Source organism: Fimbriimonadaceae bacterium (assembly GCA_023957775.1).
Classification (GTDB): Bacteria; Armatimonadota; Fimbriimonadia; order Fimbriimonadales; family Fimbriimonadaceae; genus JAMLGR01.
In genome coordinates this window covers 161,577-175,958 of record JAMLGR010000006.1, presented here as the reverse complement: position 1 = coordinate 175,958, position 14,382 = coordinate 161,577, and the positions used below count along the sequence as shown (strand labels likewise).

The 14,382-nt window shown below is 64.6% G+C and carries 14 protein-coding genes; 5 read left to right on the top strand and 9 right to left on the bottom strand.

The annotated features are described in order from the left end of the window. The first annotated feature begins 131 nt into the window (after positions 1-131). Genes M9921_07140 through M9921_07130 form a run of 3 tightly spaced genes read left to right on the top strand, consistent with a single transcriptional unit; the run spans position 132 to position 3,162 of the window. The gene (locus M9921_07140; protein ID MCO5296614.1) at positions 132-1,439 is read left to right on the top strand and encodes an extracellular solute-binding protein; all 1,308 of its coding nucleotides are present in this window, start codon (positions 132-134) and stop codon (positions 1,437-1,439) included. Further along, a complete protein-coding gene (locus tag M9921_07135) occupies positions 1,436-2,323 on the top strand; it encodes a sugar ABC transporter permease (protein ID MCO5296613.1) in 888 nt (295 codons plus the stop codon). Before M9921_07140 ends, M9921_07135 begins: the two co-directional genes overlap by 4 nt. Then, positions 2,320-3,162, top strand: a complete 843-nt coding sequence (locus tag M9921_07130) for a carbohydrate ABC transporter permease (GenBank protein ID MCO5296612.1) — start codon at positions 2,320-2,322, stop codon at positions 3,160-3,162. The genes M9921_07135 and M9921_07130 overlap by 4 nt, the downstream gene beginning before the upstream one ends. Here the strand turns inward: M9921_07130 and M9921_07125 are convergent. From M9921_07125 to M9921_07115, 3 genes are all read right to left on the bottom strand, one after another. Next, entirely contained in the window at positions 3,152-3,619 is a 468-nt protein-coding gene (locus tag M9921_07125; protein MCO5296611.1) for a DUF302 domain-containing protein, read from the bottom strand. The two genes, M9921_07130 and M9921_07125, sit on opposite strands and share 11 nt — an antisense overlap. A 41-nt stretch (positions 3,620-3,660) precedes the next feature. Further along, positions 3,661-4,767 (bottom strand): hypothetical protein, encoded by a 1,107-nt coding sequence (locus M9921_07120; GenBank protein ID MCO5296610.1) that lies wholly within the window; start codon positions 4,765-4,767, stop codon positions 3,661-3,663. A gap of 491 nt (positions 4,768-5,258) precedes the next feature. Continuing rightward, positions 5,259-6,482: a hypothetical protein gene (locus M9921_07115; protein MCO5296609.1), complete on the bottom strand. Its 1,224-nt coding sequence runs from the start codon at positions 6,480-6,482 to the stop codon at positions 5,259-5,261. 345 nt (positions 6,483-6,827) lie between these two features. Between M9921_07115 and M9921_07110 the strand changes: the two genes are divergently transcribed. Both M9921_07110 and M9921_07105 read left to right on the top strand, forming a co-directional pair. Beyond that, a complete protein-coding gene (locus tag M9921_07110) occupies positions 6,828-9,344 on the top strand; it encodes a hypothetical protein (protein ID MCO5296608.1) in 2,517 nt (838 codons plus the stop codon). Positions 9,345-9,366: 22 nt separating this feature from the next. Continuing rightward, entirely contained in the window at positions 9,367-10,821 is a 1,455-nt protein-coding gene (locus tag M9921_07105) for a hypothetical protein (protein ID MCO5296607.1), read from the top strand. 7 nt (positions 10,822-10,828) lie between these two features. On the opposite strand, the gene M9921_07100 is transcribed toward M9921_07105, so the two are convergent. The 6 genes from M9921_07100 to M9921_07075 are packed head-to-tail and all read right to left on the bottom strand — an operon-like array spanning position 10,829 to position 14,382. After that, positions 10,829-11,410 carry a hypothetical protein gene (locus M9921_07100; protein ID MCO5296606.1) on the bottom strand — a complete coding sequence of 194 codons (582 nt, stop codon included), beginning with the start codon at positions 11,408-11,410 and terminating at the stop codon, positions 10,829-10,831. A gap of 2 nt (positions 11,411-11,412) precedes the next feature. Beyond that, on the bottom strand, positions 11,413-11,952 hold the full coding sequence (locus M9921_07095) for a DUF1697 domain-containing protein (GenBank protein MCO5296605.1): 540 nt from the start codon (positions 11,950-11,952) through the stop codon (positions 11,413-11,415). 19 nt (positions 11,953-11,971) lie between these two features. After that, the gene (locus M9921_07090; GenBank protein ID MCO5296604.1) at positions 11,972-12,514 is read right to left on the bottom strand and encodes a GNAT family N-acetyltransferase; all 543 of its coding nucleotides are present in this window, start codon (positions 12,512-12,514) and stop codon (positions 11,972-11,974) included. 1 nt (position 12,515) lies between these two features. Next, entirely contained in the window at positions 12,516-12,890 is a 375-nt protein-coding gene (locus M9921_07085; protein MCO5296603.1) for a VOC family protein, read from the bottom strand. A 9-nt stretch (positions 12,891-12,899) separates the two neighbouring features. Then, entirely contained in the window at positions 12,900-13,316 is a 417-nt protein-coding gene (locus M9921_07080; protein MCO5296602.1) for a DUF1801 domain-containing protein, read from the bottom strand. 7 nt (positions 13,317-13,323) lie between these two features. After that, positions 13,324-14,382, bottom strand: coding sequence for a GNAT family N-acetyltransferase (locus M9921_07075; protein ID MCO5296601.1), 1,059 nt, complete (start codon positions 14,380-14,382; stop codon positions 13,324-13,326).

Sequence of the window (14,382 nt, the reverse complement as noted above, 5' to 3'; positions counted from 1 at the left end):
CCCCCGATTCCCGATTCCCGATTCCCGTCCCCCGGATTCCCGTCCCCCCGATTCCCGGTTCCCGGTTCCCGATTCCCGTCCCCAAAAGCGAGTATCCTCACGCAAGCCTGCGCGGCACGAAGGAGCACGCTATGAACCGTTGGTATGTTGCAGTTGTTTCGACCCTTGCCCTCGCCCTGGTCGGGTGCGGCGGCGGATCGAAGGGTGCTTCGGCCCCGGACGTCGAAGTGGTCTCCTTCCAAGGGGGCTATGGCATCGACCAGTTCGAGCAGTCCGCAAAAGAGTGGTCTGAGAAGACGGGGAAGACGGTCGCGATTACCGGAAACCCTCGCGTTTGGGAGCAGCTCAAGCCGCGCTTCGTAAAGGGCGACGTGCCCGATCTCACTTGGCCCGGATGGGGCATGGACACCTGGGGACTGATCTACGACGGCCAACTCCTCGATCTCAACCCGGCTCTCGACAGTCCGCCCTACGGCGCGACCGAGGGCAAGTGGCGCGATTCGTTCGACCCCCAGCTTCTGGCGCTCGGCCAATACGAGGGCAAGCAGTACATGCTCCCTTACCACGTGAACATCAACGGCTGGTGGTACAACAAGAAGCTCTTCGACCAGAACGGTTGGAAGGTCCCGACGACCTTCGACGAGTTGCTCGCGCTCAACGATCAGATCAAGGCCAAGGGCATTGCGCCGCTCACGTTCCAAGGGCAGTACCCCTACTACATGCTCTACGGCTTCGTTTACTCGTGGGCCATCGCCGACGGTGGCAACGACATGTGGAAGGCGTGCGTCAATCTCGAACCCGGTGCGTGGAACAACCCGCACATCGTGAAGGCCGCCCAGATGGTGGCGACCCTGCGGGACCGGGGCGACTTCCTGAAGGGCTCGCTGGGCCTGGATCACACCACGAGCCAGCTCGAGTTTCTCAAAGGCAACGCGGCGATGATCCCGTGCGGCACCTGGCTGTACTCCGAGATGGAGAACGTGATGCCCGAGGGCACCGAGATCGAGTTCATGCTGCCCCCGTTCGTCGCGGGTGGCGCCGGCGACCCGAGCGCGGTCATGGTCTCGATCGAGCCTTGGATGGTTCCGGCGAAGGCGAAGCACCCGCAGGACGGAATCGATCTCTACAAGTACATGACCACCCCCGAGAAGGCCAAGGAGTTCGTCGAGGCCAAGGGCACGCTGATGGCCATCAAGGTGGCCGACGGGGTGAAGTACCCGCCACATCTCGTGCGGCCCGCACAGATCTTCGAGAACTCCACCTACAAATGGCAGGCGGAGTTCCGCTCCTGGTACCCGCGGTTCAGCAAGGCCGCCGAAGATGCGATGGCTGCGCTGATCGACGGCAAGATGGCCCCGCAGCAGTTCGCGGACGCGCTTGAGAAGGCGGCGGACGCGACCCGCAACGACCCCCAGGTGGTCAAGCACAAGGTCGAATGAGGCGTCGGGGGCGGATCGCGTTCGCCCTGGCGTTCATCGCTCCGGCGGTGTTGCTCTACGCGGGGCTGGTCCTGTGGCCGCTGTTGCGCGCGTTCGCCCTGTCGCTCTATCACACGCGGGGACTGTCCACCAAGAAGGAGTTCGTCGGTCTCCAGAACTACACCGACCTCGCCAAGGACGAGATCTTCCGCACCGCGGTGACGAACAACCTCAAGCTGCTCGTGGTCGTGGTGGTCGCCGTCACCGTTCTCGGGTTGCTGCTCGCCCATGTCACGGAGGGCAAGGGCCCCGTCGCGAAGGTGCTGCGCTCCGTCTATCTCTTTCCGCACGTGATTTCGATCGTCGTGGTCGGCATCCTCTGGCAGTTCCTGCTGCACCCTTCGATCGGCATCGTGACCGCCACGTTCGACCGCCTGGGGTGGAAGGACCAGCCCACGTGGCTCGGCGATCCCTCGACGTCCCTCCTCTCGGTGGCGGTCGCCTTCGTGTGGTACGGCATCGGGTTCTACATCATGCTGTTCTCCGCGGCGCTGAAGGGTGTGCCCGGGGACGTGTTCGAGGCGGCCGAGTTGGATGGCACGCGCGGGTTGCACCGGTTCTGGACGATCACGTGGCCCCTGATCTGGTCCATCCGCCGCGTCGTGGTCGTGCACGCGGCCATCGCGACCCTGAACACCTTCGCGCTGGTGCGCTTGATGACGAACGGTGGGCCGTTCCGCGCCAGCGAAGTGACCCTCACCTACCTGTACGAGCAAGGGTTCCAGCCGAACTCCTTCTACGGCTACGCCACGGCGATCGCGGTTCTGAACTTCCTCCTCGTAATGGGCGTTTCGTCGGTCATCCTCGCGGCATTCCGCCGGGATCCTCAGGCGGTGCGCCGGTGAAGGCGCTTCGCTTTGGGTGGAGGGGTGTGACGGTGCTGTTCGTCCTCGCGTTCCTCTTGGGCGTCACGGGGCCCCTGGCCTGGGTCCTGGCGAGCAGCCTGAAGAGTGCGACGCAGATTGCGACCGACCCTTGGGCATTGCCCACGACGCTCCAGTGGGATAACTATGCGAACGCGTGGAACGGGGCCAGCACCAACCTTGGGCGCGCGTTCTTCAACAGTTTGTTCGTGGCGCTGGCCACCATGGTCGTGCTGATTCCGATCAGCGCGATGGCCGCCTACGTGCTCGCCAAATACGCATTTCCCGGTTCGAAGGCCATATACGCCTCGTTCCTCGCGGGCATGATGTTCCCCCAGTTCCTGGTGATCGTCCCGCTCTATCTCACGATGGTCGATCTGAGTTTGGCGGACACGCTGCCCGGTCTGATCCTCGTGTACATCGCGTTCTCGCTTCCCTTCACCGTCTTCGTCCTGACCGGGTTCTTCCACAACCTCCCGGACGAGCTGGGCGAGGCCGCGATGCTGGACGGATGCGGACACGCCAAGACATTTTGGCGGGTGATGCTGCCCCTGGCGCGGCCCGGGCTGGTGGTGGTGACGATCTTCAACCTCATCGGTCTGTGGAACGAGTACAACCTCGCGCTCGTGCTCGTGAACTCCGAGGAGCGGTTCACTTTGCCGCTGGCGCTCGCGAAGCTGAGCAACACGGCCCAGTACACCAGCGACTGGGGGGCGATGTTCGCCGCGATCGTGATCACGATGGGCCCGGTGCTGCTGGTGTACTGGTTGCTCAAAGAGAAGATCCAGGAGGCGATGCTCGCCGGCGCGGTCAAGGGGTGAGCGCCGTGCCGGCCGCCAGGATCTTCCGGACCGTCGTATCGATCTCCCGTGCGGTTTGGCCCATGGTCTCCCCCGAGTAGTGCTCGGCGATTTGGAGCACGTCCATCGTCCAGACGTCGACCCTTCCGTCGCGCTCGGTGACCGCGATCCGGCAGGGGAGGTTCGGGACCGCGCGAAGATCGGCGGCGAGGACGGCCGACGCGTACTTGGCGCTGCAGACCCCGAGGATCGTAGTCGGAGGAATCACGATGTCCTTCTCCTTGGCGCGCGCCGTGACGTCGAGTTCGAAGACGACGCTGAACTTCGCCTCCGCGGACGCGTCCTTCAGGCGCTGAACCGTCTTCTCGAAGCTGTGCGGCGAGCGCACGTGAAGTTCGGGTCGCAAGGAGGCCTGTGGGGCCCAGCCGAACGACGGGGCGGCGAGAATGAGAAACGGCAAGAGCAGCGATCGATTCATCGACCTAGGCTACCAAACCGGCGGACAGGGCTGCGGGCGCCTCAGTACCAGGAGTAGAACAACCGCTCGGGGATGTCCCCCACGCCATAGGCGTCCTTCTGCAACACGCGGAGCGAGCCGTCCATCATGACGCGCATCACCGGTCCGGCATCGGTGGGATCCCCGTGGTCTTCCAATGTCGATGGGCTGATTGGGGTGAGCGCCCCCGGCATCGAGTGCTGGGACGGATCTCGAAGGTAGCAGTGTTGCTCGTTGGCCAGCAGGCCGAAATCGGGGTCGGCGCGGATCTCTTCCCAACTTCTTTCTGAGACCAAGGTGCGCTCGAACGAGCGGGCGTACGCATAGCTCACCCGGAACGGGGCGTAGTGCGCGTACTCGCGCTTTCGGAAGACGTAGAGATCGGCCGGGTAGCCGTCGGGGTTGCGGCGCGGACGGCTGTCTTTCGGGGATTGGAGTTGGCGCTCGTCGAGGTAGCCCGGGACGAGGTTGGGCAGGCTCTTCGGTGCCTCCCCGTCGTGATCGGCCTCGTAGAGGACGATCGCGCGGTACGTGGACGCGAGGTGCTGGCGATCGACGCGGAACGCCACCCTCCCGTCGACATAGTCGGCGGCGACCGGATAGGCAAACACGGCGCCCACCGCGCCCGCGGCGAGGGCGGCCATGACGAAGCGTCGGGGCCGCGAAAGCCAGACTTCCACGACCTCGAGGGCCGGCTCGAACAGGGTGAAGGTCAGGCCGGCTGCGGCGGCGATGGCCACGACCCGAATGACCCAGGGCCAGAATGCGAAATCGTGCAGCACGGTCGTCGGTGCAAAGGTGGCCCATCCGAACAGATATCCGGCAATAGCTCCAAGATAAGCAGGCACTCTCCTGGATGGCGCCACAAACGTGAGAATCGCAAACGCCACGAAGGGAACCCAGTAGAGGTGATAAAACGGGCTGATGTCAGCTGCGGGATCGGAATAGAGAATGCGCGGGTTTGCGAGAGTCCGCAACCTTTCAAAGGACTCTGGTTTGCGCAGCAGCAAATCGGCGAAGACCGTCTGCACCACCGTGGCAACGAAATGAAGTAATAGAATCGATACTGGGATGCGCAAGACGACCGACACGATCTTGCGTCGTGCGGCGAGGCCCTGTCCGTCGGTCAAACCCAATCCAACCCCCCGGGATTCCTGCGAGGAAACCCGAAGCTATTGTAACTCGGATTTTGCCGGGTGGAAGCACGAGAGGCGTTGATGCGCGGCCCGTCGCCCCCTTCGGGCCACGGCTTGAGCATTCGTCCGCGTGTCGCAGGGTTCGCACCTCTACTTCTCGGGCGGGGAGGGGCACCCTTCGATAGGTTTAGGGCCGCTTCGGGGGCAGCAGTCGGCCGTAGGGAACAGTTGGCAGGTCGTCATGTCCAACTGGCGTCCCTGTTGCCAACTCTCCGGGCAGCACCAGGACTCGCACACTCCCTTATATAAGTGAGGTCTGCCGGGCAATCCGCTGCAGTTCCCGTCGTAACACACTTCCACATGCACGGACATCTCCGAATAGGACCCGAGGCATAGCGGCTTCATCGGAAGGCCCGCCACCACCAGGGCCGACACGGAGGCCAGACAGGCGCCCGTGGCGATCAGTTTCAAATACGTTGTCATCACTACTCCTTTTCCAGGCGCACTCTTGACGCCTCAAGCTTGTCCAAGAACTTCTTCTGCCACTCGTCGCCGAACGTCCAGCCCTTCTCCTCCACCGCGATCGTCCCCGACTTGTCGGCCACCAGGAACGCCGGCGTCGTCGCGATCCAGTGCGGATCGGGAATCAGGCTGGCGAACGACTGGTAGGCCGGCGGCACGCGGTCCGTGAAATACACTTCGATGTCGACCTCGGGGTGGCGCCCCAAATACTCCAACACCCCGTGGCACAACCGGCACTCGGACATCGCGACGAAGATCAGCCGGGCGTGGCCGTTGGGCTGCAAACCCAGGTCCTGGATGCGGTAGCCCGCGAGACTGGGCGGGGGCGGCGCGTGGGGGGTCGCCGCACGGCCCTGCGAAGCGAACTGGGACGCCCCGATGGACGCCGCCAACGCCAACGCCAATCCAACCGCCGTGCGTCGGACACCCCACGCCCGGCTCGGGGCGACCCGCCGCAGACCGTGCGCCAGCGCAGAAACCGAAAGCGCCGCGTTCAGGCACGCGATCCCGGCGCACGGACCGCAATCGGTCCCCGTGACCAGAGCGGCGATCGACTGCCAGGCCAGCACCCCGGCCGCCAGCGGAGCGGCGACCCAAGCCGCGCCCGCGTCCCACCGGCGAGAGGCCAAGGCGATGCCGAGCGCTCCGTACAGACATGCCCCAAGAATGGAAACCGGCACGCCGGCCAGCCGCAGCGAAGGACACGTGGGGCAGGCCGTCATCCACTGGTACGCCGCAAGCCCCATCGCCGCCAAAGCGCCAAACCGCAGCATGGCCGTGCCAAAGCGAAGCCACACCCCCAACAAAACGCCTCCCAATACCGCCATGGGGATCTTGCTGGGCTCCGACGATCGGCGCTCCCGGTCCGCCCGAACCAGTGCGGCTCCAAGCGGATCTTTCCCCGAACCCAGGCGGTTGATCAGGCAGTTCGTCCCCTCGAACACCACGATCCCCCGCGCCTTTGCCTCGGCCTCGGACAGACCCACGCCCCCGAGCAAGGTTCTCACAAACTCCGTTTCGCCGCGCGTGTACCGGACGGCCGTGACTCCGTCCAACCGTGTGGCAAGGGCCAAATCCTCGCGGACCGGCCGCCACGAAGCGATCAAGTACTGAGTGGGATCCTGGCGGACCGAGACCGCCGCTTCCACGCGGCCTACAGTCCGAAAGAGCGCCACGCCACACGCCACAACGAGACAGAGTAGTACGAATACCACTCGTAAATTCACAAGATATCGATTGTCAAACCTAGAACAACTAGCCATGCCCACTCAATGAAACGTCAGGATCTCGAATGGTTCATGATATGAGAGCCTGATCCTCAATGGCCCTGTTGGGAAGCACAGGTTCAATCAAACCTGGCGATCCTAGGAGTGCCGCCCCTCTCAATGGGACCAAACTATCCCATTACTGTTACCTGTCAATCGAATAGTTGACGATGTCAAACCGGTGTGCCGGCCCCCTTTCCGCGGCGGCAAGTTAAGACTTGGTCCGGGGGTTTCCCCGATCAACAGCTCCGCGCTATGATGGGATCGATGCTCACCGCTTCCCTCCTCGCCCTCGCCACTCTCGCGCCCCAGGTCGGACCTCAAGGCGATTCCCCGGCGCTTCCCACGGGCCGGATCATCCATCCCGCCGGTTCGGTTCTGGAGGTACCCGGCCGACCGGTGGACCTCGCCCTGTCGCCCGACGGCTCGACCGTCTTCGTCAAGGACAACACCGGCTTGCGCATCCTCGACGCGAAGGGCTGGACCGAACGGCAAGCCCTGACATCCCCAGAAGGCACCTCGCTCACCGGCCTCGCCGTCTCGCGCTCAGGACGGCGCGTACTGCTCTCCTCGTCCGGAAACGCCGTGCACGAGTACGCGACGATCGACGGCACGACCTACCGACTGCTGCGCAGCTTTCAGGCAGCCGGCCCGAAAGGAGAAGGGGCCTCCTTTCCGTGCGGAATCGCCCTCTCGCCGGACGAGACCCTCGCCTACGTGTGCCTTTCGCGCAACAACACCCTCGGCGTACTCCGCCTGCGCGACGGCGAGTGGCTCGCGCAGATTCCCGTCGGCGTCGCGCCCTACGAGGTTGCCTTGGACGGCAACGTCGCCTACGTGACCAACCAGGGCGGCGACAAGCCGAAGGCGGGTGCACCGACAGCGCCCAGTGCGGGGACCGAGACCGAGGTGGACGAGCGCGGCATCGCCAAGGGAGGCTCCCTCTCCATCGTCGATCTCGAAGCTCGACGCGAAGTCGCCACCGTGCCGGTGGGCCTGCAACCCGCGGGGCTGGTGGCCCTTCCCGAGGAAGGACTGGTCCTCGTGGCCAACGCGAACGACGACTCCGTGAGCTGGGTCGATGTGCGGACGCGCAAGGAGCTTTCGCGGCTGATCACCAAGCCCGACTCCAAGCTGCCGTTCGGATCCATGCCCAACGCGCTGGCGCTCTCGAGCGACCATCGAACCCTCTATGTGGCGAACGCGGGCAACAACGCCGTCGCCGTCGTCGACCTGTCCAACGCTCGCCGACCCCAAATCCGAGGGTTCGTCCCTGCGGGCTGGTACCCGACGGCGCTCGCCGTCGACCAGCAAACACTGCTCGTGGCAAGCGCGAAAGGAGTCGGTTCACGAACGGTTCGGCGCAACCCCGAGGAGGGGTGGAACTCCCACGACCACAGCGGCACGGTCCAACGCATCGATCTCGCGGGAGACCTCCGAACCTGGACTCAAACGGTCAAGGCGGACCTGCACGTGCCGCAGATCCTCGCCTCCTACGAGCGACGATCCGCGGCCGGAATCGCAGCTAGCCCCGTCCCTCAGCGCCTGGGCGACCCGTCGGTCTTCAACCACGTGATCTATGTGATCAAGGAGAACCGCACGTACGACCAGATGTTCGGCGACATGCCCAAGGGCGATGGCATGGCCGCGCTCTGCACGTTCAAGGAGGAGAACGCACCGAACCACCGCGCGCTCGCCAACGAGTTCGTGCTGCTGGACAACTACTACTGCAACGGCGTGCTCTCGGCGGACGGCCACTCCTGGGCCACCGAGGGCAACGTAACCCCCTATCTCGAACGCGCGTTCGGCGGGTTTTCGCGCTCCTACACGTTCGGCGACGATCCGCTCACCTACTCGTCCACCGGATTCCTTTGGAACCACGTGCTGGCGGGCGGGCTCTCGTTCCGGAACTACGGCGAAATGGACTACGCCGAACCGCCCCAAGGAATGACCGGAAAGCAGGTGTGGGAGGAGTACGTGGCGGGCAAACGCACGGTCTTCTCCCAGAACATGGGCATCGAGCACCTGCGCCGCTACTCGTGCCGGGACTACCCCGGGTGGAACATGAACATCCCCGACCAGCTGCGCGTGGACCGGTTCCTCGAGGAGTTTCGCGAATTTGAGAAGGACGGCAAACTGCCCAACCTCCTCCTCGTCTACCTCCCGCAGGACCATCTGGGCGGCGCGGCCACCGCGCGTTCGAACATGGCCGACAACGACCTGGCCGTCGGCCGGCTGGTCGAAGCGGTCAGCAAGAGCCGTTTCTGGAAGGACACGGTGATCTTCATCAACGAGGACGATCCTCAGAACGGCTACGACCACGTGGACGGGCATCGCTCGATCTGCCTGGTGGCCAGCCCGTACACGAAGCGAGGCTCCGTGGTCAGCGAGTTCTACAACCAGACCGCGGTGCTACACACGATCCTGCAGATCTTTGGACTACCGCCCATGAACCAGCAGGACGCCTCGGCTCCCCTGATGACCACGTGCTTCACCGACACGCCGGATTTTCGCCCCTACACCGCGCGCCCCAACCAGGTCCCGCTCGATGAGTTCAAAAACCCGTCCACAATGTCCGCCCAGGAGCGCTACTGGGAGCGGATTCTCGCGAAGATCCCTCTGAACCGCACCGGCACCAAGACCCTGGAGGATATGGACAACCTCAACCGCATGATGTGGCACGCCATGCGCGGATACGACACGCCCTATCCCGCCGAATGGGCGGGCGCACATGGACGAGGATTGGCGAAACGGGGGCTCAAAGTCGTGGAAGACGGAGGCTGATCGGAGGCCATACTGGGACACCATGGCAGAGAACCCGAAGGCCCCCGACGAGAAGAAGCCCGAAACCTACCCCCTCGATACCGAATCCGAACCGATCGTCACCCACCACAAGATCGAGATCGACGGCAAGCCGTTCGAGTACACGGCGACCACAGGCATGTTGCCGCTCAAGAGCGACACCGGCGAGGTCGAAGCGGGGGTGTTCTTCGTGGCGTACCGCAAGAAGGGCGGGCGGTCCTCCAGGCCCCTCACGTTCTCGTTCAACGGCGGTCCGGGCTCCTCGTCCGTGTGGCTGCATCTGGGGGCCGTCGGTCCCAAGCGCGTGAAGATGTTGGAGGACGGCGGCCTCCCTCCTCCTCCCTACGAACTCGTGGACAATCCGCACACGTGGCTTCAGCACACCGACCTCGTGTTCATCGACCCGGTGGGCACCGGCTACAGCCGGCCCGCGAACAAGGAGTTGGGCGAGAAGTTCTGGGGCCTGAAGGGGGATGTCGAGTCCGTCGGCGAGTTCATCCGTCTCTTTCTGTCGCGCTACGAGCGGTGGGCTTCTCCGCTGTATCTCGTGGGCGAGAGCTACGGCACGACCCGCGCCGCCGGACTGGCGGGCCACCTGATCGATCTCGGCGTGGCGTTCAACGGCATCGTGCTGGTCTCGTCGATTCTGAATTTCCAAACAGCCCGATTCAACAAGGGCAACGACCTGCCGTACATCCTCTTCTTGCCCACCTACACCGCCACCGCCTGGTACCACGGCCGGCTGACGCAGGATCTCCAAACGGACCTCGCGGCGACTCTGAAAGAGGTCGAGGCGTGGGCGGCAGGCGAGTACACCCTGGCTCTGGCCAAGGGCGACACGCTGACCGATCGCGAGCGAACCTCCATCGCGAAGAAGCTCGCCCGCTACACGGGCCTCAGCGTGGATTACTGTCTGTCCACCGACCTGCGGATCAACATCCACAAGTTCTGCAAGGAGCTCATGCGCCACGAGCGCCGCACCGTCGGGCGCCTCGACAGCCGCTTCAAGGGCATCGATTCAGACGCCTCCGGCGAATCGCCCCAACACGATCCGGCGATGAGCGCGATCCGTCCGCCATACACGGCGATGTTCAACGACCACGTGCGGCGCGACCTCGGCTACAAGACCGACGCGCCCTATCACATCCTGGGTGGCGAGCGGAAGCTGTGGGAGGTCTGGGACTGGGGCAAGGCGGGCGACGGCCACCCGGACACGAGCGAGGCGCTTCGGGCGGCCTTCAGCAAGAACCCCTACATGCGCGTGTTCATCGCGTCAGGTTTCTACGACCTCGCCACGCCCTACTTCGCAACGCAGTACACCCTGGCGCACATGGGCCTCGACCCCTCGCTTCGGGACAACATCTCGACAGGCGAGTACGAGGCGGGGCACATGATGTACATCCACGAACCCTCCCTCGAACGGCTGCAAGAGGACGTGCGCAAGTTCTACCGGGGCTGACACGGGCTCAACCCGATTCGGCAAGGGGGGTGTACCGCGACCCGCCCGCGCCGAGTCGGCTCTCAAAGAGCACGAGTCGATCCAACGCGAACGACCATTTGGGGGGCTGAGGCGGGCTCGTGACCGAGCCCCCGGGGGCCAGCCTGGCGATCGTCACGTGCCAACGCATACCTCGCCGCAGTGTCCGGCGAAAGCGCTCCATCTCCGCATCTCCGAGCCGGCAAACGAGTTGGCACAAGGGATCGTCGGGAGACACGCGCCCGCCCATTCGATCCAGCAGCGCCCGCTCGACCTCCTCATCGGGCTTCAGCACCAGTGCCAGAGCGGACATCGAGAAGCGCTCGACCGGGCCTGAGGCCACCCCGATGGGCGCCCAAACGGTCTCGCGAACCAGGCCGGACAGAAAGGGGAGATCGGCATCCGACACGCTCGGATAGAACAGAAGCGTCACGTGCAGCCGCTCGGCGGGGACGAGCCGCGCCTCCGGCCCCAGCCCGGCGCCGACTGCCCATCGATGCACCTCGGCGGCGATGCCCGATGGGAGGGGGCACCCCACGAACAGCCGATGGCATCCGGAGGCGACGGCCATGGCTAATCGCCACCTAACATCGCCAACACTCTCTCGAGGGTCGGAAGCCCCCGCATCGTCGCCCGGTTCCCAAGAACCCTCTCGAGCACCGCGTTGGAGAACTTGGAATCGCTTTGCCGAGTCGCGCACAACCAGTAAAGCTCTCGCCCTCGGACGACCAAGCGATCGGCATCGGACTCAAGCCCCTCGAGTCGCGCTTGCACCTCGGGCTCGGGCTCCTCGTGCAAGAACGCGATCACGTAAGCGCCCGAGCCTTCGATCTCGGACGCCGAGAACGGGCACGCTGCGATGGCGCCCCTCAACTCCTCGGGCGTTCGCACAAAGGTGTCCGCCACCCAACCCACGGCGTCGTGAAGGGCCCTCTCGATCCTCACCTCGATTCGTTTGACGTTCGAGTCGTCGGTCTCGAACACGACGTTGCCGCTCGCGATGACCGTGCGCACATCCCGCAGTCCGAGCGACTCCAAGATCGCCTTCAGCCGAGCCATGGGCACGTTGCGCCCCCCCACGTTGATGGCTCGAAGGAACGCCGCGTACCTCATGTCCTATCATGCTCCGGAACTACGCCAGTTTCGCGAAGATCAGGGTGTCCGAGAGCGTTCCGTCGTTGGCCACCCGCTCGCGTCGGAGCGTCGCCTCGTGTTCGAACCCTGCCCTTGTCGCCACCCGCGCGCTGGCGACATTGTTCGCATCGCAACGAATCTCGAGGCGTCGGGCGCCCATCAGCCCCAATCCGAGAGCCGCCAGGGCGTTCACCGCTTCCACAACGTAGCCGTTTCCTTGGAGCGAGGATCGGCACCAGTAGCCGATCTCGTACGAGGGCACGTCGCGGTCCCTTGGGTGCAGGCCGGTTCCGAGCACAAACCGGCCGCTCTCGCGGAGGAAGCCGAGGACGATGTAGTTCTCGTCCGCTTCGAACTGCCGCTCGGACCGGGCCAGGAAGTCCAGCGTCTCCTCAAAGGTCTGGAGTTTCACCGCCCAGGGCATCCACGGGTGGAGCGCTTCGAAGGACTCCTCGATCGCCTCCTGAAGAGCCGGGGCGTGATCTGGCGACGGCGCCCGTAGCACCAGACGGTCGGTTTCGAACGGCAGTCCGGGACCCACGTCAGGAACGACCCTCCAACGAGTGGCCGATCATGATCCGATGTCCGTCTGGGGTTCGAATCCCGAACTCGCGCATGTCCCATGGCTTGTCCGCAATGCGTTGCGTGAACTCCACACCTTTCGCGCTCAGCGCTTCGAACCAAGCGTCCGCGTCGTCGACCTGCAAGTACGCGAAGTAGCTGTGGCACCCCAACTCATGGGCCGGCATATCGTCGGGGCACTCGCCCAACATGATCATCACCGAGTCAAGCTTCACGAAGATCCAGCCCGGCGGCTCCAAATGCACCTCGAAGCCCAACTTATCGACGTAGAACGCTGCCGACCGCTTGACGTCGTGGACCGCCAGCACGTAGTGGTTCTGAAGAATCGCCGCCATAAGTCCAGCCTAACCGTAAAGGGATCGGACGTGGGTGATCGAGGCCCTGATCAGGCGCTCCAGGACCTTGCGATCGACAGCCTCAAGCGACTTCACATAGAGGCAACCCTTGCCCGTCTTGTGCTTGCCGAGCTTCGCCATCAGCTCCCCGTGAGGCTCGAAGCCGCTCATGATGTAAAGCGTGAGGTCGTTCTTGCGCGGCGCGAATCCGGTCACGAACCAGTCGCCCTCGCGCCCGCTCGCGTACTTGTAGTGGTAGCTGCCGAACCCCACGATGCTCGTGCCCCACATCTTGGGCTTTTCCCCCGTGATGGCGCCCATCAGCTCGACGAGATCTCGACAATCCGCACGACGCCTCTCGTCCTCGATCGAATCGAGAAACGCTCCGACGCTGGCTTCATTCGGCTGGGTCTTCAGTTCGGCCATGCGGGACTTATACCCGTGCGAACACGCGCCAACCTGGCTTGGGGCCCACGGCACCGAGCTGCTTCATTCCCGCGGATTCGAGGATGGCCGCCTGCCGATCGGTTGCGGGAAACAGAGGTCGGTCGAACGCCCACTCGGATTCGAGCCACGTCTCCAAGACCTCGAGCAGATGGGATTCCAGCCCGTTGGCTTGGGCGTCGCTCCGAATCCAGAACCCCACTTGCACCGGCCGCTCCGCTCCAGCCGCCAGCGGCCAAAGGGGCGGAGGCAGGGGCTGGAGATACACGCACCCGAGGCAGGTCTCCCCTTCTGGGGCAACCACCGTGAAAGTGAACGCTTCGCGCGAAACGTGCTCCCGCTCGTGCCGCTCCAAGTCCTCGAGGTTCTCGCCGATCGTGAAGTCGTCGGCCGGCCACGGGCTGCGGCTCCACTCGCGCAGCATGGGCGCGCTGGCCATCACCGCCTCATAGTCCCGCACGACGTCCGACGCCAAAAGCGGCCGAAGCGCGAGGCGCCCTGTCCGCGTCTCGCCTGGCACGGACTGGTCGGGAGGGTAGAAAGCCCTTCGCAAGCGCTCCATCACCAGCTCGTCGCTCGTCTCCAAGCCTGAGGCGACGGGAAACTCGCGGCGCCCGACCACTCGGAACCCGTAGCGCTCGTAGAGCTTGCGGGCGCCGGGATTGTGCTCCCAGACCTCCAGCGTGATTCGCCCGGCTTCGCGCATCCCGGGATGGGCGAGGGCTGCTTCGAGCAACCTCGTGCCCAAGCCCTGGCGCTGGTGTTCCTGTCGGACGTAGAGCCGGTGGAGCACCCACTCCCGACCGTCGCGCGAGGACGCGCCGCACTGCACGTAACCAACCAGTCCCCCTCGCGATTGGGCAACCCAAACCACGGTCTCTGCGAGCCACCGCGCCACACACGCATCCGACAGGTGCGCATCGAGGTGCGCCTGCAGATCGGCGCCTTCGAAACTGTGTCCAAACGCCTGGGCATAGGTCGCCCGGGCAAGGTCCGCCAACGGCCGGACGTCGGCGTCTTCTGCAGCCCGAAGAACCGGTTCCAGCAT

Bases quoted from the DNA above. Each gene is read 5' to 3' on its own strand.
- M9921_07140 (MCO5296614.1), top strand. From the start codon at position 132: ATGAACCGTTGGTATGTTGCAGTTGTTTCGACCCTTGCCCTCGCCCTG.
- M9921_07110 (MCO5296608.1), top strand. From the start codon at position 6,828: ATGCTCACCGCTTCCCTCCTCGCCCTCGCCACTCTCGCGCCCCAGGTC.
- M9921_07105 (MCO5296607.1), top strand. From the start codon at position 9,367: ATGGCAGAGAACCCGAAGGCCCCCGACGAGAAGAAGCCCGAAACCTAC.
- M9921_07125 (MCO5296611.1), bottom strand. From the start codon at position 3,619: ATGAATCGATCGCTGCTCTTGCCGTTTCTCATTCTCGCCGCCCCGTCG.
- M9921_07135 (MCO5296613.1), top strand. From the start codon at position 1,436: ATGAGGCGTCGGGGGCGGATCGCGTTCGCCCTGGCGTTCATCGCTCCG.
- M9921_07095 (MCO5296605.1), bottom strand. From the start codon at position 11,952: ATGAGGTACGCGGCGTTCCTTCGAGCCATCAACGTGGGGGGGCGCAAC.
- M9921_07075 (MCO5296601.1), bottom strand. From the start codon at position 14,382: ATGCTGGAACCGGTTCTTCGGGCTGCAGAAGACGCCGACGTCCGGCCG.
- M9921_07080 (MCO5296602.1), bottom strand. From the start codon at position 13,316: ATGGCCGAACTGAAGACCCAGCCGAATGAAGCCAGCGTCGGAGCGTTT.
- M9921_07085 (MCO5296603.1), bottom strand. From the start codon at position 12,890: ATGGCGGCGATTCTTCAGAACCACTACGTGCTGGCGGTCCACGACGTC.
- M9921_07100 (MCO5296606.1), bottom strand. From the start codon at position 11,410: ATGGCCGTCGCCTCCGGATGCCATCGGCTGTTCGTGGGGTGCCCCCTC.